This window comes from Kitasatospora sp. NPDC091335, from assembly GCF_044757205.1.
GTDB lineage: Bacteria > Actinomycetota > Actinomycetes > Streptomycetales > Streptomycetaceae > Kitasatospora.
Genome location: NZ_JBIVUM010000008.1, coordinates 218,216 through 240,349, shown reverse-complemented (window position 1 = coordinate 240,349; position 22,134 = coordinate 218,216). Strand labels below are relative to the sequence as shown.

The window sequence follows — 22,134 nt, the reverse complement described above, 5'->3', positions numbered from 1 at the left end:
CGTGCACCGGACTGACCGGAATCGGGCGTCTGGTGATCACGGCAGGCCGCCGGTCGGGCAACGGATGGCGAAGTACGGGCAGATCCGTGCAATGAGCCCTCGGCGGCGAGGCGGGGCGGCAGGATCACGGTGGCAGAGGGGTCCGTCCGCGGAACCGGGCGGTCCCCGCCTGCCGCGTTGCGAGGCCTGTCGCGTCGTACGGACCGTCGTGCCGTACGGCCTGTCATGCCTCGGCCACCCGTTGCCGATCGTGGGGGTGCCCGCGTGTCCGTGTCCGACAACCGCCCGGCCGACTACGACCTGGCGGAGTGCTGGGACCCCGTCGCGAACGCGTACGTCGACGCCCTGGCCGACCTGGACGAGTTCCTGCGCGTCTGCGCCGAACTGACCGGCTTCGACGTACCCGAGCTGCGCTCCACCGGCATGGCGGACGAACACCACCGCACCACGCTGGCCCACCGGGTGCGCGACGAGCACGCCCTGGTCCACCTCTGGTACGTCGGCGCCTGGCCGGGGGAGGCGCCCTCCTCCGCCCGTGCCCACGACCAGGGACTCGTCTGGCGGACCTTCCACGCCCGCCCGCCCGGCGCCGCCGCCCCCGGACACGGCAGCTGGGCCGCGCCGCCCCGAGGGGCGGAGGTGCCGGGCCAGGCCGGTCCGCAGGACGGAGCAGAGGCGGGCCGGGGGAGCGGGACGGCCCAGGGAAGTCCGGCCCCCCGGGGGACGGGCGCGCCGCGCCGGGGCGAGGGCCGGTGAGCGCGCGCTGGGACGCGATCGTGGTCGGCGCGGGCTTCGCCGGGACGCTGGTCGCCCACCGCCTCGGTGCCCAGGGCTGGCGGGTCCTCGTCCTGGAGGCCGGCCGGGCCGCCCCCACCGGCGCCGAGGCCGCCGCCACCCACCGCGCGGCCGGCGGCGGACCGCCCACCTCGCCCTACCCGCACAGCCCCGAGGCGCCGTCACCCGACGTCACCGACCTCACCGGCCACCCCGGGGGCGGCTTCACCGCCACCGGCCACCTGCGCCAGTACGGGCCGCTGCCCTACGCCAGCGGCTACCTGCGCGCCAACGGCGGCACCGGACTGCTCTGGACCGGGCTCGCCCCGCGCATGCACCCCGAGGACTTCCGCACCGGCGACCTCGGCCACGGCCGCAACTGGCCGATCGGCTACCACGACCTGGAACCCCACTACCGCGAGGCCGAACGCGAACTCGGGGTCGCCGCCGACGCCGAGGAGCAGCGCAGCGCCGTCGGACTGCCCATCCCGGACGGCTACGACTTCCCCATGCGGGCCCTCCCGGCCAGCTTCCTCGACCGGGAAGTGGCCCGCACCCTCGACGGCCGGACCGTCCGCGACCCCGCCGTGCCGGGCCCCGCCCGGCTCGCCGTCACCGCCACCCCGCACGCCCGCAACGGCGTGCCGACCCGTCCCGGCTCCGCCGACGGGCCGCTCTGCGCGGGCAGTTCGAGCTGCGTCCCGGCCTGCCCGAGCGGCGCCAAGTACACCCCGCTGCGCACCCAGGCCCGCTGGGCACCCGGGGTCGAACTGCGGACGGACGCCGTCGTCAGCCGGGTGCTGGCCGATCCGGAGACCGGGCGGGCCCGGGAGGTCGAGTACCTCGCGGGCGGCACCGCCCACCGGGTGGAGGCGGACCTCGTGGTGCTCGCCGCCCATGCGATGGAGAACGCCCGGCTGCTGCTCCTCTCCGGCCTGGCCAACCGCAGCGACCAGGTCGGCCGCAACCTGATGGACCACCCGGCCCTGCTCACCTGGGGACTGATGCCCGGCCCGGTCGGCCCCTACCGCGGACCCGGGTCCACCAGCGGCCTGGAGGCCTTCCGCTTCGGGGCGGGCCGGGACCGCCGGGCGCCGTTCCGGATCGAGATCGGCAACTGGGGCTGGTCCTGGGCGGGCGGCGCGCCGGAGGCCGAGACGGCGGCACTGCTCGCCGCGGGCCTGCGCGGCAAGGAACTGCGCGAGCGGCTCGGCGACCGGCTGGGGCGTCAGTTCTCGCTCCAGTTCGAGCTGGAACAGCCCGCCGACCCGGCCAACCGGGTCACCCTCGACCGGGACCGGCGCGACCCGCTCGGCCTGCCGGGCCCGGCCGTCCGCTACGACCTCTCGGAGTACGTCCGCGAGGGCATGGCCTCGGCCCGGGCCGTCTCCGCCCAGTTGTTCGCGCTGCTGGGTGCCGAGGACCACACCGCCTACCCGGCGGCCGGGTGGCCGGGGCGCCTCGAACACCGGGGCACCGTCCACGGCTACCGGGGTGCCGGCCACGCCGGTGGCACCCACGTCATGGGCGCCTCGCCGGCCACCTCGGTGGTCGACCACTGGCAGCGCTGCTGGGACCACCCCAACCTGTACGCGGTCGGCTGCGGTTCGATGCCCTCCCTCGGCACCTCCAACCCCTCGCTCACCATGGCGGCCCTCGCGCTGCGCAGCGCCGAGCGGATGCACCGGGACCTGCTGGCGCTGCACAGCCCGGCGGCTTCCCGCGCCCCCGTCGCCCTCTCGTCCTCTTCCTCGCCCTCGGAGTCCTCATGACCGGCCTGCCGCTGCCGCCCGTCCCGGAGCCGTACCACCTGCCCTTCCACTACGGGGCGTTGCACAACATCGGCGTCGACTACCTGGTCGACCCCGCGCGGGCGCGCGAACTGCTCGCCAAGCGCCACCCCGGGCTGAGTGTCGCCGCCTTCGACGGCGGAGCCTGCGTCTCGCTCAACTACCAGCTCTACTTCGCCCAGTATCCGAACGGCGGCGGCATCACCCAGGAGCTGGAGATCAACCTGATCGCCCACCCGCTCTTCGCCGAGGACCGGATGCCGGTGGTCGACTACGGCCAGTTCGCCCGGGGTTACGACCAGACCAAGCTGCTCGGCATCGCCCGGCTGCACGTGCTCTGCGACAACCCGCTCGCCATCGACGCCGGGCGCCGGCTGTACGCCGAGCCCAAGCACCCGGGCTGGTTCGAGACCACGCTGCCCTCCCTCAACGCGCCCGCCGTGCGTGAACGCTGGTCCGTGTCCTGCCGCCGGGCCACCCTCGGGGCGGACGGGCTGCGCCGCCACGACGAGGAACTCCTCGCCCTGGACGTCAACCTGCTCGGCCTCACCCCCGAGTCCGTCAACAACACCCCGATCACCGGCTACGGCACCGACGACGAGGGCAAGCTGCTGGCCGGGCCGCTCAACGTGTACCAGCCGTACCGGTACTACGCCCTGGACGACCGCGCCGCCGAACGCGTCCGGATCGACCTCGGCAACCCCGCCGAGGAGTCCGCGCGCGACCTCGCCCACCTGGTCGCCGACGCCCCGGCCGCCGGAGTCTGGACGTACCAGTCGCCGCCGGTCGCCGCCCACAACCGGGCCTACTACGTCCGGTGACGGTCCGGGTGTTCCCGCCGGGCGGCACCGCCGTCCGGCGGGACGTCGTGCACGGCCGGGTCTGGTCGGCCATGCCGTACACCGTGCTCGCGGACGACGGAGCCATGCTGACCCTCACCGCCCGGCCGGGGACGGAGACGCTGGCTCCGGCCAGTTGGACCGCCGCCGCACGCGGGGGAGGCGACGCCGCCCGGCTGGACTGCATCCAGGACCTCGCCTCCGGCCGGTGGGAACTCGACCACTGGACCTGGCGCGACACCGTGGTGCTCAGCCGCTTCACCGCCGGCGCGCCGTTCAGCGTGCACCGCTTCCTGACGCCCGAGGGGCGTCCGCTGCGCTGGTACGTCAACTTCGAGCGGCCGTACCGGCGGACGGCCATCGGCATCGACACCTTCGACCTCTTCCTGGACCTCGTGATCGCCCCGGACCTGTCGGCTTACAGCTGGAAGGACGAGGACGAGTACGCCCAGGCCCGGCGTCTGGGCGTCGTCGACGAGGCCACCCACCGGCAGATGGACCGGGCCCGCGAGCTCGCCCTCGCCCAGCTCCGGGAGCGCACCGGTCCGTTCGCCCCCGACCCGGATGCCTGGACGCCGCCGCCCGAAGGTCCGCTGCCGACCCTTCCGGCCACCGCCCTCAGCACCCCGACCGCGGAGGCGGCGCACTGAGGGCGGCTGGGCAATGAGTGTGGCCGGGCGCTGAGAGCGGACGGGCGCAGGTCCTCGACCGGGCCGGTGCCGAGGTCACGTCCGACCGGGCCTCCTCAAGGCGGTGCCGAGTCTTCGGTGGCTGGTCATCCGGACTTTGCACAACTGCCATATGGCAGTACTGCCACTTCGGGAATGGTGTGCGGCGTCGGCGGTCGCGCCCCCGGACGACTGTCCGCAGACCCGGGCGCACCGTCGGCTGCCACCGGCCGTCGGCCGGCCGAACCGCCGAGAGGACCCCCCGTGAAAGCCATCATGGTCATGTTCGACAGTCTGAACCGGCGTTTCCTGCCGCCTTATGGTGCGGACTGGGTTCATGCGCCGAATTTCTCGCGGTTGGCGGAGCGCAGTGCGACGTTCGGGAACTGTTATGCGGGGAGCATGCCGTGCATGCCGGCGCGGCGGGAGCTGCACACGGGGCGGTACAACTTCCTGCACCGCGGGTGGGGGCCGTTGGAGCCGTTCGACGACTCGGTGCCGCAGATGCTGGGGGAGGCGGGGGTGTACACGCATCTGGCGACCGACCATCAGCATTACTGGGAGGACGGGGGTGCCACGTACCACGGCCGGTTCCGGACCTTCGAGTTCTTCCGCGGGCAGGAGGGCGACGCGTGGAAGGGGCGGGTCGCGGATCCGGAGATCCCGGAGAGTCTCAAGCTGTTGCGTGCGGAGTCGTTCCGGCAGGACTGGGTGAACCGGGCGCACCTGGCGGACGAGGCGGATCATCCGCAGACGCGGACGTTCGACGCGGGGCTGGAGTTCATCGACGCCAACCGTGGCGAGGACGGGTGGTTCCTGCAGATCGAGACGTTCGATCCGCATGAGCCGTTCTACAGTCACGCGCGGCACAAGGAGTTGTATCCGCACGCGTACGACGGTCCGCATTTCGACTGGCCCGACTACCGCAAGGTGCTGGAGTCGCCGGAGCAGGTCGAGCACGGGCGTCTGGAGTACGCGGCGCTGCTGTCGATGTGCGACGCCTCGCTGGGGCGGGTGCTGGACGCGATGGACGAGCACGGGCTGTGGGAGGACACGATGCTAATCGTGTGCACCGACCACGGGCTGCTGCTGGGCGAGCGCGGCTGGTGGGGCAAGAACGTCCAGCCCTGGTACGACGAGACGATCCACACCCCGCTGTTCGTCTGGGACCCGCGCGCCGGCGTCCGGGGCGAACGCCGCGACGCCCTCGTCCAGACGATCGACCTCGGCCCGACCCTGCTGGAGTACTTCGGCGTCGACCGCACCCCCGACATGCAGGGCCGGCCCCTGCGCGACACCGTCGCCCACGACACCCCCGTCCGCGACGCCGCACTGTTCGGCGCCTTCGGCGGCCACGTCAGCATCACCGACGGACGCCACGTCTACATGCGCTCCTGCACCACACCGGACAACCGCCCCCTGTTCGAACACACCCTGATGCCCACCCACATGCGCGGCCGCTTCCGCCCCGAGGAACTGCGCACCGCCGAGCTCGTCCCGCCGTTCACCTTCACCAAGGGTGTCCCGTTGCTCAAGGTGCCGGGTTTCACGTTCGCCGGTCCGTACGCCTTCGGCACCCTGCTGTTCGACCTGCACACCGACCCCGGCCAGCAGAACCCCCTGACCGACGACGACCTCGAACTGCGCATGGCCCGACTGCTCGTCGACCAGCTGCGATCGGCCGACGCTCCCGAGGAGCAGTACCAGCGTCTCGGCCTGCCGCACGAGGGCCCGGTGACCGGCGAGCACCTGCTCGCCCGCCGCCAGCACCCCCAAGCCCTCGCCGCCCTCCAACCACCCGCCCGTGCCGAGGAGTACCCGGACCGGCCGCTCGGCGTCAACACCCCGCTGACCGCGCTCCTGGCCGACCCCCGAGCCTCGGAAGTCCTGCGCCGCTACCTCGGCCCCCTGATCGACAGCCCGGCCGCCACCGTCATCGCAGGCCTCACCCCGGTGCAGTTCGCCTCCTTCGCGCTCGGCGCACTGCCCAGGCAGCGGCTGGACGCCCTGTCCGGCGAACTCGACGCCCTGAACGGGCCGGACGGCGCGACGGATCCGGCAGGGTGAAGGAATCCGGCGGGGTGAAGGGACGACCCTGCCCCGGGGCGCGGCCGGAGTGGAGCGGCGGGGCCTGATCGCCGCCCGGGACAGGACTGTGGCGGGACTGCGGCCGTGCGCCGGGGCAGGCGGGAGGCCCGGCCGGTCAGGGCCGGGCCTCGGCGAGAACGCCCGCACGCGGGCCGGGCCTCGGACCCCGACGCGCTGCGCCAAGAGGCCTCGGCCGTTTCCTGCGGATCACCCGCTCGATGGTTGACGGGTGTCGTCGACCGGTGCCCAGCGGGCGCGGGTGGATAGCCATAGGCCCCCGGGAGTACGGTCCTGTGCCCGGCCCCGGCCCGGAGCAGGTTCCCGGGTGCGGTCTCGTCCTGTGCGCGGACGGATTGACGGTCCGTCGGATGGTCTTCTTGGAGGGCGCCGAGAAGAGGTCCGGCGCCCTAACCAGGGGGTATTCCCGTGAACGACACCGCATCGCAGCACCACCGTCCGAACCGTCTCGGCGGTCGCCGGCGCGGGACGGCGGCGACCGTGACCGCCGTGGCCGCCGCCGTGGTGGCCGGCATCCTGGCACCGGCCGCGGCCTCCGCCGCACCGCGGCCGGACGTCGTGCAGCAGCGCCTCGACGCCCTGGTCCAGAAGGACGGGGTACCCGCCGCCCTCGCCACCGTCAAGGGCCGCGACGGCCACACCCGCACCTACACCGCCGGTGTCGGCGACGTGGCCAGCAAGGCCAAGGTCCCGGTGGACGGGCAGGTGCGGATAGGCAGCAACACCAAGGCGTTCACCTCCGTCGTCGTCCTGCAACTGGTCGCCGAGGGCAAGGTGGACCTGGACGCGAGCGTGGACACCTACCTGCCCGGCCTGGTGCGCGGCGACGGCTTCGACGGCCGGAACATCACGGTCCGTCAGCTGCTCCAGCACACCAGCGGCCTGCCCGAGTACGTGAACCGCGACGGCGTGCTCAGCAACCCCAAGCAGTACCTCGAACCCCGTGAACTCCTCGACGCCGCGCTGGCCCAGAAGGCCCACTTCGCGCCCGGCACCCAGTGGGAGTACAACAACACCAACTACCTGCTGGCGGGAATGATCATCCAGAAGGTCACCGGCCGCCCGCTCGGCGAGGAGATCACCAAGCGCGTCATCGACCGGATCGGCCTGCGCCACACCTACTTCCCCGTCCCCGGGGACATGACGATCCACGAGGCCCACCCCAAGGGCTACCAGCCTGCCGCGGACGGGTCGCTGCGCGACTACACGGAGCTGGACCCGTCCTGGGGCTGGGCGGCCGGTGCGATGGTCTCGACCAACACCGATCTCACCCGGTTCTACAGCGCACTGCTCGGCGGCCGCCTGCTGCCCGCAGCCCAGCTCGACCAGATGCGTACCACCGTCCCCGCCGACGCGATCGCCCCCGGGGTCCGCTACGGCCTCGGCCTGATGAGCCGCCCGCTCTCCTGCGGCGGGCTCTCCTGGGGGCACGGCGGGGCGATCCCGGGCTACGAGACCTTCGGCGGCACCACCGAGGACGGCCGCTCCGTGAACATCGCCGTGACCACGATCGCGGGCGACGGCGGCGGCGACGGCGGCAAGCACGCGGACCAGGCGGTGGACGAGGCGCTCTGCCGCTGACCGTCCCCCCCGGGTGGCCTGCGTCGGCCTTCGGTCCAGGCCACCCGGCCGCCCCGCCTCGCACCCGCCCCTCGTCCTTCCCAGCAGTGGAGTCCCGATGAACGAACACACCCCGCAGCGCACGGCGCGCCGCATCCGCATGGTGCGGTACGCCACCACGGCCACGGCTGCCGCCGGGCTCGCGCTGACCGCCTTCGCCCCGACCGCGGCCTCCGCCGCACCGCGCCCGGACGTCGTGCAGCAGCGCCTCGACGCGCTGGTGAAGGAGGACGGGATGCCCGCCGCCCTCGCCACCGTCAAGGGGCGCGACGGCCGCAGCCGTACCTACACCGCCGGTGTCGGGGACCTGGCCACCGGGGCAAAGGTCCCCGTCGACGGGCAGATCCGGGCCGGCAGCAACACCAAGGCGTTCACCTCCGTCGTCGTCCTTCAACTGGTCGCCGAGGGCAAGGTCGGGCTCGACACGGACATCGACACCTACCTGCCTGGTCTCCTGCGCGGCGACGGCATCGACGGCCGGAACATCACGGTCCGCCAGCTGCTCCAGCACACCAGCGGCCTGCCCGACTACATGGACGCCCCCGCGCTGACCGACTTCACCACCATCCAGTACCGCTACTTCGAGCCGCGCGAACTCCTCGACGGGGCACTGGCGCAGAAGGCACTGTTCCCCGCCGGGACCGACTGGTTGTACAGCAACACCAACTACCTGGTGGCCGGCCTGCTGATCCAGAAGGTCACCGGGCGCCCCTTCGGCGAGGAGGTCACCAAGCGCGTCATCGACCGGATCGGCCTGCGCCACACCTACGTCCCGGCCACCGGGGAGACCGCCCTCCGCGAGCCCCACCCGCACGGCTACCTGACCACCGGCCCGGGCGTGCCGCTGATCGACTACACCGCGATGGACTCGTCGATGGCCTGGTCCGCGGGGGCGGTCGTCTCCACCAACACCGACCTCAACACCTTCTACAGCGCGCTCCTGACGGGCCGTCTGCTGCCCGCCGCCCAGCTCGCCCAGATGCGGACCACCGTCCCGGCCGAGCTCCTGGGCCCCGGCGTCCGTTACGGGCTGGGGATCCAGAGCAGGCCGCTGACCTGCGGCGGCCTCGTCTGGGGCCATGGCGGCACCTCTCCGGGCCACCGGACCCGGGGAGGCGTCACCGAGGACGGCCGCGCCGTCAACATCACCGTCACCACCATCCCGGACGCGCCCACGGCCAAGCGCCTGACCGACGCGGTCGACACGGCCCTCTGCCGCTGACCCTGACCCGCATCGTGGGGCCTGTCTCCTCGGTACGGATCCGGGTCAGGATGAGAGCGGCGGCGAGAGGGAGTGCGGCCTGGCCGGCGGTGGGAACTCGTCGCAGCGCACCACCAGGCCGGGCCTCTGCCGGGCGGCTGTCCGTGCGCCCGGCACACGATCGCTCGCGATGCCGCCGCGATCACCGACCGGCTCGCCTCGCCGGACGCTCGGCGCAGCAGCACGTGGAACGACAACTGCCTCCTGCGGATGGTCGCCGCCCACCCCGCCCTCACACGCGAAGCGTTGGACGGGCGGGTGGGCGGGTGGGCGACCGCCTGGCGGAGGGCCACCACCCGTTCGCGGTGGTGCTGGAGCCGACCCGGAGGCCCGAGCTGTCGGCCGGACGTGCTCACCGACTCGGCCGGCAGCCCGGTGCCTCGGCCAGGCTGCGCCGGGGGATCACCCGGGCGCCGGCGGAGCGTCCGGTCCCGTGAGCGCGGCCGGTATCCGGCCGGCCGGGGCGGTCTCCGGTGCCCGCGACCAGCGACCGGCCAGGACCGTGCCGACCACCAACTGGAGCTGGTGGTAGAGCATCAGCGGCAGCACCATCAGCCCCGCGCCCGTGCCGAACAGGACGGTGGCCATCGGTAGCCCGCTGGCCAGGCTCTTCTGCGAACCGCAGAGCACCGCCGCGACGGTGGACGGCCCGTCGAGCCCCAGCAGCCGCGCGCCGAGCCCGGTGGCCGCCAGGGCGACGGCGAGCAGGGCGAGCAGCACCGCGAGCAGTCCGAGCAGGGCGAGGGGTGTGGCCAGGTGCCAGATGCCCTGGGACACCGCCGCGCTGAACGCCGTGTAGACGACCAGCAGGATCGAGCCGCGATCCACCGGAGTGAGCACCCGCTTGTGCCGGGACAGCAGGCCGCCGATCCACGGCCGCAGCAACTGCCCCAGCAGGAAGGGCGCGAGCAGTTGGAGCCCGATCCGCAGCAGTCCGTCGGCGGACAAGGCGGTGTGTGAGCCCAGCAGCGACGCCGCCAGCAGGGGCGTCAGCACCAGCCCCGCCAGGCTGGAGTACGTGCCCGCGCAGATCGCCGCCGGGACGTTGCCCCCGGCGGCGCCGGTGAGGGCCACCGAGGACTGCACCGTCGAAGGCACCAGACAGAGGAACAGCACCCCGGTCTGCAACGGCCCGGTGAGCGGGACGGGCGTGAGCAGCGCGGTGGCCAGCCCGAGCAGCGGGAAGAGGCCGAAGGTGGCGGCCAGCACCAGCCCGTGCAGCCGCAGGTGCCGCAGCCCGGCCAGCGTCTCGCGGGTGGAGAGCCGGGCGCCGTAGAGGAAGAACAGCAGCGCCACCGCGAGATCGCAGGCCACCTCGGCGACCCGTGCCGAGGCGCCCGAGGCCGGGAACAGCGCGGCCAGCCCGACCGTCCCGGCCAGTGCCGCCATGTACGGGTCCAGCCAGCGCGGCAGCAGCCTGGGGGAGCGGGGGCCGGAGCGGGACCTGGAGCCGCGCTCCGGCTGCGCCCGTTCACCGCGCGCCCGGAGCCCTGGTGGCTGCTCCGGGCACGCCGGCCGGTCCGTCACGGGCCGCCCCCCGCCACCGGGCGGAGCGAGGGTCCGGACGAGGATCCCGGCCCCAGTAGTCCGCCCACCAGCGAGCCCGCGCCGTCGTGGTCGCTGCCCGCCGAGCCGCTGCCGTTCTGGAGGTTGGCCGTCCGGTCGATCTCCAGCCACGAGTCGGCGTTCGAGTTGTCCACGACCGTGATCAGCCCACCGCCCGCCGCAGCGGGGGTCGCGGCCCCCGCGAGCAGGGCGCACGCCCCGGCCAGCCCCAGGACCGTGGCCCGCAGAGCGGCGGCCGGCGAGGGCGGGGCGGGCCCGCGCAGCCCGGCGCTCACGCCGTCACCGCCATCAGCCCGCGGGAGCGCGAGATGTTGCGCTCCAGCAGCTCGGTGGACTCCCGCACGCCGACCTGCTCGCGCTCCCCGGCCGGGGCGGGCAGCCGGCCGTCGGCGCTCTTCAGCCCGGCCAGCGCGTCGTCCATCGCCCGGTGCGCCGCGAACAGGCACGGCGTGCTGTAGATGGCCACGTCCACCCCCAGCCCCGACAGCTCCGAGAGCGACAGCCGGGGCGACTTGCCGCCCGCGATCTGGTTGAACAGCAGCGGCTTGTCGCCGACCACCTTGCGGATCCGCCGGATCCACTCCTCGCTGCGCACGCCGTCCACCAGCACCACGTCGGCGTCGGTGGCGGCGAGCGCCCGGGCCCGGCGCAGGATGTCGTCCTCCTCGGTGGCGTCGGTGCGGGCGACCACCACCAGGTCCGTCCGGTTGGCGAGGACGAGCTCCAGCTTCTCCAGGTACTCCTCCAGCGGCAGCACCATCTTGCCGTCCGCGTGCCCGCAGCGGCGCGGCCGCTTCTGGTCCTCCAGGATCACGCCCGACGCGCCGATCCGTTCGAGCCTGCGCACCACGTGGCAGGCCACCTCGGGATCGACGTAGCCGTCGTCGATGTCGACCAGCAGGTGGTGCCGGGGGAAGGCGCCGCGCAGCCGTTCGACGAAGGCCACCATGTCGGGCCAGGCGATGAAGCCGATGTCGGGCAGCCCGTAGTACGAGGCCGCGAAGCCGAAGCCGGAGACGAACATGCCGTTGTAGTGCTCGGCCGCGATGGAGGCCGAGTACATGTCGTAGACGCCGATCAACGGCGTCGTCCCGGGGCCCGCGATCTCCTCGCGCAGCCGCTGGCCGGGGGTGTTCGATGCCGTGATTCCGTGGAACAAGGTCTTCTCCTCACTGGGGATGACTTTGCCTGAACTTGGTGTTCGCCAGACCAAACTGAGGTGTCATCACTATGCGCCCTTTAACGTTCCGTGGGCAAATCTTTAAGTGAGGTTCCCTCGTGTGAGTGAAGACATGTAGAAAATATTTTTAGCCGAGAAATTGGCACCGTTCTGGACGGAATGATGCTCGCCCGGCGTCGCCGCAGGGCTGGGCCCCGAGGCGGGGCGGCGGTGTTCGCGGCACGGCCGGCCGGGGCGGGCGGGGACGGCAAGCGGGGTGATGGCGACGCGGCGAGGCGGCCTTCGACGGGCCGGACCGGGCGCTGCTCGCCGCCGCGGCGGCGGGGGCACCGGGTGTCGGCCGCGGTGGTCGTGGGTGCGTGCGGGAGGAGGGTGATGCCGGGGCCCGACCGGTGAGGGGTGGGCCCCGGTGGGGGTCACGCGCTCGGGACCGGGGGCACGGCGCGGCGCTCGCGCAGGGTCCGGAGCATTCTGCGGGTGGCCTTGGTCGCGACCGGGGGCAGCAGTTCCATGGCGAGCCGGCGCGAGGCGGAGCGCTGGACCGGGGCCTTGACCCGGTAGTTGAGGCGCAGCACCCGGGTGCCGGCGATGCTGTCGTCGTCGACGGTGTAGCCCTCGGCCTGCCAGTCGCGCTCCAGCAGGACCGCCCGGGCGGCCGCGGCGTCGCCCCAGGTGCCGTAGAACTTCATCGGGGTGAGCAGGACCGGCCGCAGCCCGCCGGTGAAGACCGCCTCCCAGACCGCGGCCGAGACCCCGGGGGTGTGCTCGGAGCGGTAGTCGTCCAGGGCGACCAGGCCGTTCCCGGCGAGCGCGGCGCGGGCCACGGCGATGTCCCCGGCGACGTGTTCGTAGAGGTGCGAGGCGTCCACGTGGACGAAACGGCAGCTGCCCGCGGGGATGCGGCCGTCGGCCAGCGCGGAGGTCGGCGCCTGCACTATCTCGGGCAGCGCGCCGTGGAAGGCGAGGTAGTTGGCCTCGAAGGCGCTGCGGGTCAGGGTCTTGCGGTAGGACATGGCCATCTCGGCGGCGTTGTCCGCGTCGCCCGCGTCGGAGTCGAACAGGTCGCAGACCGTCAGCCGCTCGCCGGGCCGGAGGTGGTCGCCGAGCAGGACGGCGCTGCGGCCCAGGTAGCTGCCGAGTTCCAGGATGTCGCCGGTGAGGCCGGCCTCGCTCTGGGCGGACAGCAGGTGGACGAAGGCGGCCCGGTCGAGGCTGAAGAACCAGCCGGGAATGTCGTCCCGCTTCAGGGGCGCGGGGTGGACGGCGGCCTCGGCCGCGGTCTCGGCAGTGGGCACGGCGGCCTCCAGGGGGATGGCGGAGCGCGGTGGCGGATCACGCCGCGGAGGGACGCCGAGGACGTGAGGCCGATCATCATAGCGATGCGGGGGCCCGGTGGAACCAGATGTGGAACGGCCCGAATCCGCTTCTTCGCTCCGCTGTTCGGCAGGGGTGCGTCCCTTCGTTTTCGCTACCGGTTCACCTGGTCCGCCTGGCGTTCCGAAGCCCCGGGTTCCCTCCGTGTGCGGGGGATTCCGCGGGCTCCGTCCCGCCCGGCCGCTCCAGCTCCGCGACGGTGCCGGTCAGCCAGGCCCGCTCGGCCGCCGTGGAGGCCCTGGCGACGAGCAGCATTCCGCGCCGGAAGGGGTTCGGCTCGCGTTCGGCGGTCACCGGCAGGCCGGCTCCGTCGTGGAAGAAGCTGCTCGGTGCGTCGAGGAAGGCCAGCCGGCGGCGCAGGACGGCAGCCTGCCGGGACGGGTCGGCGAGGTGGTGCAGGAAGGCGGTGACGGTGAAGAAGCGGATCTGGTCGGTGATCTCCGACTGCTCGGGGTCGGCCAGCCGGCGCAGCAGTTCGGCCCGTCCCGCCGGCGTGGGCTCCAACGTCTGCCGCGGTGCGGCGCCGCTGCCCGGTTCGGTGTGGCGGTGCAGCATCCCGGCCTTCTCCAGCCGGGCGATGGCGGGGTAGAGCGCGCCGTCGCTCACCGGTCGGACGTGGCCGGTCAGCGCGGTGATCCGGGACTTGAGTTCGTAGCCGTGCATCGGCCGGTCGTACAGGAAGCCGAGGATCGCGAGCGTCAACACGGCTGGAGCCCTTCGGTCGGAGTGCGCACTGCGGGGCGCTCATGCTACCTCTTGTCGATGTGCATCGAAACGATGCATCTCTCTCCGGTGCCGGGCGGGCCGGCCGGCGGGAGGGCCGTGAACTCGCAGCCTCGGCGGGGCTGTTCGGGCCGCCGGGATCTCTGAGGTGCGGCCCGGTCGGAGGCGGTGGGAGGTGTGCCAGAGTGAAGGCCATGGCAATCACTCCGGACGGGCGGCCGATCCCGCCCCCGCACGCCGCCGAACGCGCCATGCTGGAAACCTGGTTGGACTTCCAACGGGCGACGCTGGCGGGCAAGGTCGCCGGGCTCGACGACCGGCAGGTGCGGCTGGCGGCCGTCCCGCCGTCGACGATGACCCTGCTGGGTCTGGTCCAGCACCTCGCCGAGGTCGAACGCAACTGGCACCAGCGGGTGTTCGCCGGCCGGGAGGTTCCGCCGGTGTACGGCCAGGACAACGCGGACGGCTACGGACTGGACCCGGCGCGCGGAATGGCCGAGGCGCTGGCGGACTGGAACGCGGAGGTCGACCGGGGGCGGGAGCTGATCGCGGAGGAGCCGCTGGAGGCGGCCGGCCCGCTCTCCCCGCAGGCCGCGGCGGTGCTCGGCGCGGACAGCGTCTCGCTGCGCTGGATCCTGGTGCACCTGATCGAGGAGTACGCCCGCCACAACGGCCACGCCGACCTGCTCAGGGAGTGCATCGACGGCGTCACCGGCGTGTGACGGCATGGGCGCCGGGCGCGGCCGGGTGACGCGCACCGGCCCGGTCGCGTGACGGTCGCCGGCCCGGCCGCGTGACGGGCGGGGCGCCGGGTCACGGATGCGCGACGGGCTCCGGCCGGGCCGCCGGAACTGCCGCCCGGCCGGGCAGCCGTACGGCGAGCAGCGTCCCCAGGGCGGCCGGCACCGCCATCGCGAGGGCGGCCGGTGCGAGCGCCGCGCCCGGGGCGGTGTGGCCGGCGACGGTGGTGGCCAGGGCGATGCCCAGTGCCGGTCCGATGTTCAGCACGGTCTGCTGCAACCCGCCCGCGACCCCGGCCCGGGCGGCGGACACGCCACGGACCACGACAGCGGTGGCGGTGGCCATCACGGCGCCGAAGCCGGCGCCGAGCAGCGCGAAGCAGCCACCGATCGCGACCGTCCCCGAACCGGGCCCGAGGCACGCGGTCAGCAGTGCCCCCGCGGTGACCAGCGTCATTCCCGACAGGACCACCGCCCGCTCGCCGTGACGCCTCGTCGACCAGGCGGAGCAGGAGGCCGCGAGGATCATCGTCAACGCGAGCGGCGCCGCCCGCACGGCGCTCTGCAAGGGGTCGAGCCCGAGCACGTCCTGGAGGAAGTAGGTGGCGGGGAAGAGCGTGCCCTGGAGCGCCGCCGAGGCCGCCAGCAGCACACCGAGCGGCGGTGCGACCGCCGTCGAGCGGAGCAGTTCTGGAGGCAGCAGCGGGTGGGCGGTGCGGCGCTCGTGCCGTGCCAGGAGCAGGGCGAGGGCGCCCGCCGCGGCGAGGCCGAGCACCGGGCCCGCCGGCCGGCCGGCGTCCGGCATCGCCACCAGGCTCTGCACCAGACAGGCCAGGGTGAGCCCGAGCAGGGCGGCGCCGGGCAGGTCGAGCCCGGCGCCGGGCGCGCGCCTCGCGGGGCGGGCCTCGGAGGTGCCGGCCCCGGCGGGTACCGCGATGCCGGCGAGCAGGGCGGCCGCGGCGGGCAGCAGGCCCAGCACGAAGACCGACCGCCAGCCGAAGTGCGCGGTCAGCGCCCCGCCGACCAGCGGCCCGGCCGCCGCCGCGAGCCCGATGGCGGCGGTGCGGACCGCGATCGGCCCGGACAGCCGGTCGGCGGGCCAGGTGGCCCGCAGCATGCCCAGGGTGGCGGGTTGCAGCAGCGCGCCCGTCATGCCCTGGACCACGCGCAGCGCGATGACCCAGCCGATGCCGGGCGCGAGGGCGATCCCGAGCGAGCAGGCGGCGAAGCCCGTCACCCCGAGAATGAACACCCGCCGGTGTCCGTAGCGGTCGCCCAGCCGGCCGGCGAAGACCAGCAGGGCGGCGACGGCGACCAGGTAGCCGGTGCCGGCCCACTGGACGGCCGTGACGGAGGCGTGCAGGTCGTGCTGGAGGGCGGGCCGGGCGACGGTCAGCGCGGTGCCGTCGACGGCGACCAGGGCGGCGCCGGTGATGCTCGCGGTGAGGACGAGCCCCCGGCGGTGCCGCGGCCTCACCGGGCGGCCGGGCCGAGATGCGCGTCCAGTACGGCGCTCAGCAGCGGCTCGACGGACTCGCTGCCGGTGATCAGCCGCAGGCTGCCCCAGGTGCGCAACTGGGCGAGGCCGTGCAGGTTGGACCAGAGGGCCGCGGTGGCGGTGGTCGGATCGTCCGACCGCGGGTGCGCCTCGGCGACCAGCCCGACGAAGGTCAGGAACAGCGGCAGGGTGGTCCGGCGCAGCTCGGCGCCGCTGCCCTCCAGCAGGTCGTGACGGAACATCAGCTCGAACATGCCGGCGTTGGCGGCGGCGAAGCCGAGGTACGCGCGGGCGAGCCCGTCGAGGCGGGTGCGCGCGTCGCCGCCGGTGCCGGCGGCGAGCGCGTCGGCGCCCGCGAGGGTGTCGGTGAGCCTGCCGAAGCCCTGCTGGGCGATGGCGGCGAGCAGCTCGCGGTGGGTGGGGAAGTAGCGGCGGGGCGCGCCGTGCGAGACCCCGGCGCGGCGGGCGATCTCGCGCAGGCCGAGCGCCTGGACGCCGCCCTCGGCCACCAGCTCCACGCCGGCGGCCACCAGTCGGGCCCGCAGATCCTGCTCCTGTTCGGCCATGAGACACTGTTTACCAGCTGCCGTAGACAGTGTCTACTCGCGCTCGTGAGGATGCCCCGGCAGAATCGACGGCATGGACGAAGGCGGCGAGCCGGCCTGCTGGCTGGACCGGGTGTGCCCGGAGTGCGGACGGCTGCGCGAGCGGCCGGGCCCGGACTCCTGCGAGAACTGCGGGACGGGCGACGGGAACTCCGGTCGCGACGGCGCCGACGGCGGGAACACCGCCGGGAACGGCGTCGGGAGCCGCCCCGGGGAGCCGGACCCCGGGAGCCACGAAGCCTGACCCCGGCCCGGCCGGGCGGCCGGGCCGGGACGGAGGGCCGGGGTGGAGCGCCCGGACGGAGGAGCGGCCGGGCGCTCCGGTAGCGGCGCCGGTCGAGCCCGTTACTGCTGCGACGGCGGCTGGTCGCGGAACTGGTTCTTCAGCTGCTCCTGGGCGGAGTCCACCTGACCGCTGTACTTGCCCTGAGTGCGTTGGTCGACGGCGTCGCCCGCCTTGTCGACGGCCTTGTCGGCCTGGTCCTCGTGGCCCTTCAGCAGGTTCTTGAGCTTATCCATCATGGACATCTGGTCACACTCCTGGATGAGACGCCCCCACTCCTCCAATATCGCCGCGCGAGCGGGAGTCCGCATCCCGCAAGGTGTGCGTAAAGGCTTGGCAACACGATTCCGATCATGTCAAATCATGACCTCACGGCCCGTCGGAAGGAGTTGCCTTGATGCTGCGCACCCGTCGCTCCATTTCCCCGTTCGACCGTTCCACCCCGTACGACCGCGTCACGCCGACCGGACGCCCCCGAACCGCCGTCACCCGGCGAGGCGCGGGCGCCGCGTTGACCGTCGCCGCCCTGGTCGCCCCGCTGCTGCTGGCCGGTGCGGGCAGTGCCTCGGCCGACCCGGACCCGGCGCGCAAGGGTGCCAGGCTGGCCTCCCGGCTGGTCGAGGCCAGCAGCGCCCGCGACGCCCGCGCCACCCTGGCCGCGCTCCAGCGGATCGCGGACCGCAACGGCGGTACCCGGGTGGCCGGTTCGAAGGGGCACGACCAGTCCGTGGACTACGTCTACGAGCAGGCCCGGCGGGCCGGACTGAAGGTGTCCAAGCAGGAATTCGTGTACACCTTCTTCGAGGCCCGCTCGGAGCGCCTCGACGTGGTGTCCCCGAAGGCCGAGTCGGTGCCGGTGGTCGCGATGACGTACTCGGTGAGCGGTCCGGACGCGGGCCTGACCGCGGACCTGGCGGTCGCTCCGGTCGGCGCTGCCACCGGCTGCACCCCCGCCGACTACCCGGCGGGCGCGTTCACCGGGAAGATCGCCCTGATCCGCCGCGGCGGATGCAGCTTCGCCGAGAAGCAGGCCGCCGCGGCCGCCGCGGGCGCGTCCGGGGCGATCGTCTACAACAACATCGAGGGCAGCCTCAACGGGACGCTCGGCGAGCCGACGGCAGGGAAGATCCCGACCGGCGGGATCACCATGGCCGCGGGCGAGGCGCTGGCCGCGCAGGCAGCCGCCGGGCCCGTCCGGGTGACCCTGGACATCCGCACCTTCATGGAGCAGCGCAGGACCTGGAACGTCCTCGCCGAGACCCGCGGCGGAGACCCGGACAACACCGTGATGGTCGGCGCGCACCTCGACTCCGTCCCCGAGGGACCGGGCATCAACGACAACGGCTCCGGCACGGCCGGCGTCCTGGAGGTCGCCAAGAACCTCGGTGCCCACCCGGTGAAGAACAAGGTCAGGTTCGCCTGGTGGTCGGCCGAGGAGTTCGGCCTCAAGGGTGCCGAGGCGTACGTCAACTCCCTCTCCGACGCGGAGAAGAAGAAAGTCAGCCTCTACCTCAACTTCGACATGATCGCATCCCCCAACTACGCGCAGTTCGTCTACAACGGCTCCGGCAGCGCCGGTGGCGACGCCGGGCCCGAGGGCTCGGCGCAGCTGGAGCGGGACATCAACGGCTACCTGGACGGCCGGCGCCTGCCGCACGACCCGACCGCCTTCGACGGCCGCTCCGACTACGGTCCGTTCATCGACGCGGGCATCCCGGCCGGCGGCACCGACACCGGCGCCGAGAAGTTCAAGTCCCCCGAGCAGGCGGCCCGTTACGGCGGCACGGCCGGACTCGCGTACGACTCGTGCTACCACAAGGCCTGCGACAACCTGGGCAACATCGACATGCGCGTCTTCGACGTCAACATCGACGTGATCGCGAACGCCGTCGGCACCTACGCCTGGGACCTGTCCTCGCTCCGCAAGCCCGTCCCGGCCAAGCCCCCGGCGGCCAAGGCGGCGCCCGGCGAGGCGACGGGTATCAGCGGCCCGAGCGGAGGCAGCTCCCACAACGTGACGGCCTGACGCCCGGGTGGGCCCGCTGCCGCTTCCGGCCGGCGGGCCCACCCGACCGCCGTACGCGACGACTCCATCCGGGACCTCCCTCCGGCATCGCCCCTGGTGGGTGCGGGTGCGGCCAACGTAGCGGAGACCACTGACAATCCGGCCCGGGGCCGGTACGGTGCCGCCCGGTGCGCATCCGCCGGGACCCGATGGGTGCGCCGAGCCCGGTCCTGACACCATGGGACCGAGATCACGACACCGTGACACCCTCGGAGGAGTCAGCAACATGAGCACGCACTACGACGTCGTCGTCCTCGGCGCGGGCCCCGGCGGCTACACCGCCGCCGTCCGTTCGGCCCAGCTGGGTCTGAAGGTCGCGGTCATCGAGGCCAAGTACTGGGGCGGCGTCTGCCTCAACGTCGGCTGCATCCCCTCCAAGGCCCTGCTGCGCAACGCCGAGCTCGCCCACATCTTCACCAAGGAGGCCAAGACCTTCGGCATCAAGGTCGAGGGCCAGGTGACCTTCGACTTCGGCGAGGCCTTCCGGCGCAGCCGCTCGGTGGCCGACGGCCGGGTCAAGGGCGTCCACTACCTGATGAAGAAGAACGGCATCACCGAGTACGACGGCTGGGGCACCTTCGTCGACGACCACACCCTCCAGGTCGCGCTGAGCGGCGGCGGCTTCGACGTCGTCACCTTCGACCACTGCGTCATCGCCGCCGGTGCCACCACCCGCCTGCTGCCCGGCACCAGCCTGAGCGACCGCGTGGTGACCTACGAGGAGCAGATCCTCACCGAGCAGCTGCCGGAGAGCATCGTCATCGCGGGTGCCGGCGCGATCGGCGTCGAGTTCGCCTACGTCCTGCACAACTACGGCGTGAAGGTCACCATCGTCGAGTTCCTGGACCGCGTGGTGCCGCTGGAGGACGTCGAGGTCTCCACCGAACTCGCCAAGCAGTACCGCAAGCTGGGCATCGAGGTGCTGACCTCCACCCGGGTCGAGTCGATCGACGACAGCGACCCGAACGCCAAGGTCAGGGTCACCGTCACCAAGGACGGCGAGCAGAAGGTGCTGGAGGCCGACAAGGTGCTCCAGGCGATCGGCTTCGCGCCGCGGGTCAACGGCTACGGCCTGGAGAACACCGGGGTCAAGCTCACCGACCGCAACGCCATCGCGGTGGACGGCCGCGGCCGCACCAGCGTCGAGCACATCTTCGCGATCGGCGACGTGACCGCCAAGCTGATGCTCGCGCACGCCGCCGAGGCGATGGCCGTGATCGCCGCCGAGACCATCGGCGGGGCGGAGACCATGGAGGTCGACTTCGCGATGATCCCGCGCGCCACCTACTGCCAGCCGCAGATCGCCTCCTTCGGCTACACCGAGGCGCAGGCCCGCGAGCTGGGCCACGACGTCAAGGTCGCCAAGTTCCCGTTCACCGCGAACGGCAAGGCGCACGGCCTCGGCCACCCGATCGGCTTCGTCAAGGTCATCAGCGACGGCAAGCACGGCGAGCTGCTCGGCGCCCACCTGATCGGGCCCGAGGTCACCGAGCTGCTGCCGGAGCTGACGCTGGCCCAGCAGTGGGACCTGACCGTCCACGAGGTCGCCCGCAACGTGCACGCCCACCCGACCCTGGGCGAGGCGGTCAAGGAGGCCATCCACGGCCTCGCCGGGCACATGATCAACATGTGACGTTCGCTGCCCCGGGCGCCCGCCGCACCCCCGTCGAGCCGTCGCTCGGCGGGGGCGCGGGGGTGTCCCAGTGGAGGAGGCGCCCGTCGGCCCTCAGACGCGCCCCGAGATCAGGCCGAGCCCGCCGTCGAAGCGGCGGTAGAGCACCCGGCCGCGCCCGCTCGCGGGGTGCGCGAAGAACAGGAACGGCAGCTCCGCGGCCGCCAGCCGGCCCACGGCCTGCGCCTCCGTCAGTCGGGGCGCGCCGTACGGGCTGAGGGTGATCGGCGAGGTCCGGCGGCCGGCCGGACCGGCGGCGACGGTACGGGCGAGACGGTAGCCGGTCGGCCCGACCCGGTAGACCACGGCGTCGGTCTCGGTCGCCGGATCGGTGAACAGGTGGATGTCGTAGTCCATCGCGTCCATGGTCCGGGCGGCTGCCTCCGGCGAACACCACACCAGCGAGGGCTCCTTGCGCCGGACCACGGTGAGCTCGGTCTCCCCGGCCGGCCCGGCGGGCGCCGCCGCACGGTGGCCGGGCCAGGGGCGCGGGGCCCAGGCCCCGGTGACGGCCCTGATCCTGCCGCGCAGCGCCTCGCTGACCCGGTCGAGGGAGTCGCCGGGCCCGGCCGCGGCGGCCTGGACGCGCACCCGCCGGCCGTCCACCTCGGCGTTCACCTGCGCCAGCACACCCCCGGCCACGGCCGCGAGCCTGATCCGCAGGGCCTCCACCAGTGTCCCGACCCCCGGAGCGGCCGCCGCGGCGGCCACCCGGGCCCGTGCCTCGGCCAGCACCTCGCCCGGCAGTCCGTCGAACGCCCTCACCATGACCAACTCGCCCATCACCAGGCCCTTCCACTCCCAGTCGGCGCAATCCGGCGACCAGGATCTCGGCCCCACGGCCTCCGGCCAAGGGCCCAACGACCCCACCTCGGGGCCGGGTGAACCAGTCGCACGGGCCAGTCGGACGGGCCGGACGGGCCAGGGCCGGGCGGTGCCCCGGGCCCGTCCCAGCCGGGAGTGTCCGTACAGCCGGGTGCGTCAGTACCGCGGCGAGTGTCAGTACAGCCGGGTGCGCAGCCAGCCCTTGACCTCCGGGGTCACCGGGTCGGTGATGTCGCCGAACTCCTCGTGCTTCAGCAGGAACTTGGCGACGTACGGGCAGATCGGCACGATCCGCTTCCCGGTCGCGCGCACGTCGGTGAGGGCCTCCCGCACCAGGCGCGAGGCGAGGCCCTGGCCGGCGAAGGCCTCGTCGATCTCGGTGTGGAAGAAGACGCGCTGGGCGTCGTGGTCCCGGTACTCGGTGAAGCCGGCGAGCTTGCCGTCGACGAGGATCTCGTACCGGTTCCGGTCGTCCGCCCGCTCGACGACGACGGTGGTGGGAGTGGTCACGGGGTGGTCCTTCGGTTGCGGGGAGTGCCGATCGG

General features: G+C 73.5%; 21 protein-coding genes. 11 read left to right on the top strand and 10 right to left on the bottom strand.

Annotated features, from left to right (window positions below):
* Positions 1–264 precede the first annotated feature (264 nt).
* The 7 genes from ACIQOW_RS19410 to ACIQOW_RS19380 all read left to right on the top strand — a co-directional run bounded on the left by ACIQOW_RS19410 (position 265) and on the right by ACIQOW_RS19380 (position 9,019).
* The gene (locus tag ACIQOW_RS19410) at positions 265–756 is read left to right on the top strand and encodes a hypothetical protein (protein ID WP_401086449.1); all 492 of its coding nucleotides are present in this window, start codon (positions 265–267) and stop codon (positions 754–756) included.
* Positions 753–2,546, top strand: a complete 1,794-nt coding sequence (locus tag ACIQOW_RS19405) for a GMC family oxidoreductase (RefSeq protein WP_401086446.1) — start codon at positions 753–755, stop codon at positions 2,544–2,546. Before ACIQOW_RS19410 ends, ACIQOW_RS19405 begins: the two co-directional genes overlap by 4 nt.
* The gene (locus ACIQOW_RS19400; protein WP_401086443.1) at positions 2,543–3,385 is read left to right on the top strand and encodes a hypothetical protein; all 843 of its coding nucleotides are present in this window, start codon (positions 2,543–2,545) and stop codon (positions 3,383–3,385) included. The genes ACIQOW_RS19405 and ACIQOW_RS19400 overlap by 4 nt, the downstream gene beginning before the upstream one ends.
* The gene (locus tag ACIQOW_RS19395) at positions 3,382–4,053 is read left to right on the top strand and encodes a DUF402 domain-containing protein (RefSeq protein ID WP_401086441.1); all 672 of its coding nucleotides are present in this window, start codon (positions 3,382–3,384) and stop codon (positions 4,051–4,053) included. The genes ACIQOW_RS19400 and ACIQOW_RS19395 overlap by 4 nt, the downstream gene beginning before the upstream one ends.
* Positions 4,054–4,347: 294 nt before the next feature.
* Positions 4,348–6,138, top strand: coding sequence for a sulfatase (locus tag ACIQOW_RS19390; RefSeq protein WP_401086770.1), 1,791 nt, complete (start codon positions 4,348–4,350; stop codon positions 6,136–6,138).
* A 447-nt stretch (positions 6,139–6,585) separates the two neighbouring features.
* Complete coding sequence (locus tag ACIQOW_RS19385; RefSeq protein ID WP_401086438.1) at positions 6,586–7,758, top strand: serine hydrolase domain-containing protein; 1,173 nt, start codon at positions 6,586–6,588, stop codon at positions 7,756–7,758.
* A gap of 97 nt (positions 7,759–7,855) precedes the next feature.
* Positions 7,856–9,019: a serine hydrolase domain-containing protein gene (locus ACIQOW_RS19380; protein WP_401086435.1), complete on the top strand. Its 1,164-nt coding sequence runs from the start codon at positions 7,856–7,858 to the stop codon at positions 9,017–9,019.
* A gap of 441 nt (positions 9,020–9,460) precedes the next feature.
* On the opposite strand, the gene ACIQOW_RS19375 is transcribed toward ACIQOW_RS19380, so the two are convergent.
* The 5 genes from ACIQOW_RS19375 to ACIQOW_RS19355 all read right to left on the bottom strand — a co-directional run bounded on the left by ACIQOW_RS19375 (position 9,461) and on the right by ACIQOW_RS19355 (position 13,883).
* Positions 9,461–10,447 carry a bile acid:sodium symporter family protein gene (locus ACIQOW_RS19375; protein ID WP_401086767.1) on the bottom strand — a complete coding sequence of 329 codons (987 nt, stop codon included), beginning with the start codon at positions 10,445–10,447 and terminating at the stop codon, positions 9,461–9,463.
* 134 nt (positions 10,448–10,581) lie between these two features.
* Entirely contained in the window at positions 10,582–10,899 is a 318-nt protein-coding gene (locus tag ACIQOW_RS19370) for a hypothetical protein (RefSeq protein ID WP_401086432.1), read from the bottom strand.
* Positions 10,896–11,783, bottom strand: coding sequence for an oxaloacetate decarboxylase (locus ACIQOW_RS19365; RefSeq protein ID WP_401086429.1), 888 nt, complete (start codon positions 11,781–11,783; stop codon positions 10,896–10,898). The genes ACIQOW_RS19370 and ACIQOW_RS19365 overlap by 4 nt, the downstream gene beginning before the upstream one ends.
* Positions 11,784–12,220: 437 nt before the next feature.
* A complete protein-coding gene (locus ACIQOW_RS19360) occupies positions 12,221–13,099 on the bottom strand; it encodes a class I SAM-dependent methyltransferase (RefSeq protein ID WP_401086426.1) in 879 nt (292 codons plus the stop codon).
* A 181-nt stretch (positions 13,100–13,280) separates the two neighbouring features.
* Complete coding sequence (locus ACIQOW_RS19355) at positions 13,281–13,883, bottom strand: PadR family transcriptional regulator (RefSeq protein WP_401086423.1); 603 nt, start codon at positions 13,881–13,883, stop codon at positions 13,281–13,283.
* 212 nt (positions 13,884–14,095) lie between these two features.
* Here ACIQOW_RS19355 and ACIQOW_RS19350 point away from each other — a divergent pair, with 212 nt between their 5' ends.
* Positions 14,096–14,623 carry a DinB family protein gene (locus ACIQOW_RS19350; RefSeq protein ID WP_401086420.1) on the top strand — a complete coding sequence of 176 codons (528 nt, stop codon included), beginning with the start codon at positions 14,096–14,098 and terminating at the stop codon, positions 14,621–14,623.
* Positions 14,624–14,714: 91 nt separating this feature from the next.
* Here the strand turns inward: ACIQOW_RS19350 and ACIQOW_RS19345 are convergent, their stop codons facing one another.
* Positions 14,715–16,118, bottom strand: coding sequence for an MFS transporter (locus tag ACIQOW_RS19345; RefSeq protein ID WP_401086417.1), 1,404 nt, complete (start codon positions 16,116–16,118; stop codon positions 14,715–14,717).
* Entirely contained in the window at positions 16,115–16,705 is a 591-nt protein-coding gene (locus tag ACIQOW_RS19340; protein WP_401086414.1) for a TetR/AcrR family transcriptional regulator, read from the bottom strand. Before ACIQOW_RS19340 ends, ACIQOW_RS19345 begins: the two co-directional genes overlap by 4 nt.
* A 73-nt stretch (positions 16,706–16,778) precedes the next feature.
* Here ACIQOW_RS19340 and ACIQOW_RS19335 point away from each other — a divergent pair, with 73 nt between their 5' ends.
* On the top strand, positions 16,779–16,988 hold the full coding sequence (locus ACIQOW_RS19335) for a hypothetical protein (RefSeq protein ID WP_401086411.1): 210 nt from the start codon (positions 16,779–16,781) through the stop codon (positions 16,986–16,988).
* 101 nt (positions 16,989–17,089) lie between these two features.
* Here ACIQOW_RS19335 and ACIQOW_RS19330 read toward each other — a convergent pair whose 3' ends face one another.
* A complete protein-coding gene (locus ACIQOW_RS19330; RefSeq protein WP_188301905.1) occupies positions 17,090–17,272 on the bottom strand; it encodes an antitoxin in 183 nt (60 codons plus the stop codon).
* Positions 17,273–17,424: 152 nt separating this feature from the next.
* Here ACIQOW_RS19330 and ACIQOW_RS19325 point away from each other — a divergent pair, with 152 nt between their 5' ends.
* Positions 17,425–19,053, top strand: coding sequence for a M20/M25/M40 family metallo-hydrolase (locus tag ACIQOW_RS19325; protein WP_401086407.1), 1,629 nt, complete (start codon positions 17,425–17,427; stop codon positions 19,051–19,053).
* Between the two features lie 265 nt (positions 19,054–19,318).
* Positions 19,319–20,725, top strand: a complete 1,407-nt coding sequence (lpdA, locus tag ACIQOW_RS19320) for a dihydrolipoyl dehydrogenase (RefSeq protein WP_401086405.1) — start codon at positions 19,319–19,321, stop codon at positions 20,723–20,725.
* A gap of 93 nt (positions 20,726–20,818) precedes the next feature.
* On the opposite strand, the gene ACIQOW_RS19315 is transcribed toward lpdA, so the two are convergent.
* Together ACIQOW_RS19315 and ACIQOW_RS19310 are read right to left on the bottom strand one after the other, a co-directional pair.
* Positions 20,819–21,604 carry a sigma 54 modulation/S30EA ribosomal C-terminal domain-containing protein gene (locus ACIQOW_RS19315; protein WP_401086402.1) on the bottom strand — a complete coding sequence of 262 codons (786 nt, stop codon included), beginning with the start codon at positions 21,602–21,604 and terminating at the stop codon, positions 20,819–20,821.
* A gap of 159 nt (positions 21,605–21,763) precedes the next feature.
* On the bottom strand, positions 21,764–22,099 hold the full coding sequence (locus tag ACIQOW_RS19310; RefSeq protein WP_401086399.1) for a GNAT family N-acetyltransferase: 336 nt from the start codon (positions 22,097–22,099) through the stop codon (positions 21,764–21,766).
* Positions 22,100–22,134 lie beyond the last annotated feature (35 nt).

What these genes read in the sequence shown, in the direction of transcription:
- ACIQOW_RS19380 (WP_401086435.1), top strand. Translation starts at nt 7,856, where the DNA reads ATGAACGAACACACCCCGCAGCGCACGGCGCGCCGCATCCGCATGGTG.
- lpdA (WP_401086405.1), top strand. Translation starts at nt 19,319, where the DNA reads ATGAGCACGCACTACGACGTCGTCGTCCTCGGCGCGGGCCCCGGCGGC.
- ACIQOW_RS19375 (WP_401086767.1), bottom strand. Translation starts at nt 10,447, where the DNA reads ATGGCGGCACTGGCCGGGACGGTCGGGCTGGCCGCGCTGTTCCCGGCC.
- ACIQOW_RS19340 (WP_401086414.1), bottom strand. Translation starts at nt 16,705, where the DNA reads ATGGCCGAACAGGAGCAGGATCTGCGGGCCCGACTGGTGGCCGCCGGC.
- ACIQOW_RS19330 (WP_188301905.1), bottom strand. Translation starts at nt 17,272, where the DNA reads ATGTCCATGATGGATAAGCTCAAGAACCTGCTGAAGGGCCACGAGGAC.
- ACIQOW_RS19390 (WP_401086770.1), top strand. Translation starts at nt 4,348, where the DNA reads ATGGTCATGTTCGACAGTCTGAACCGGCGTTTCCTGCCGCCTTATGGT.
- ACIQOW_RS19400 (WP_401086443.1), top strand. Translation starts at nt 2,543, where the DNA reads ATGACCGGCCTGCCGCTGCCGCCCGTCCCGGAGCCGTACCACCTGCCC.
- ACIQOW_RS19335 (WP_401086411.1), top strand. Translation starts at nt 16,779, where the DNA reads ATGGACGAAGGCGGCGAGCCGGCCTGCTGGCTGGACCGGGTGTGCCCG.
- ACIQOW_RS19325 (WP_401086407.1), top strand. Translation starts at nt 17,425, where the DNA reads ATGCTGCGCACCCGTCGCTCCATTTCCCCGTTCGACCGTTCCACCCCG.
- ACIQOW_RS19350 (WP_401086420.1), top strand. Translation starts at nt 14,096, where the DNA reads ATGGCAATCACTCCGGACGGGCGGCCGATCCCGCCCCCGCACGCCGCC.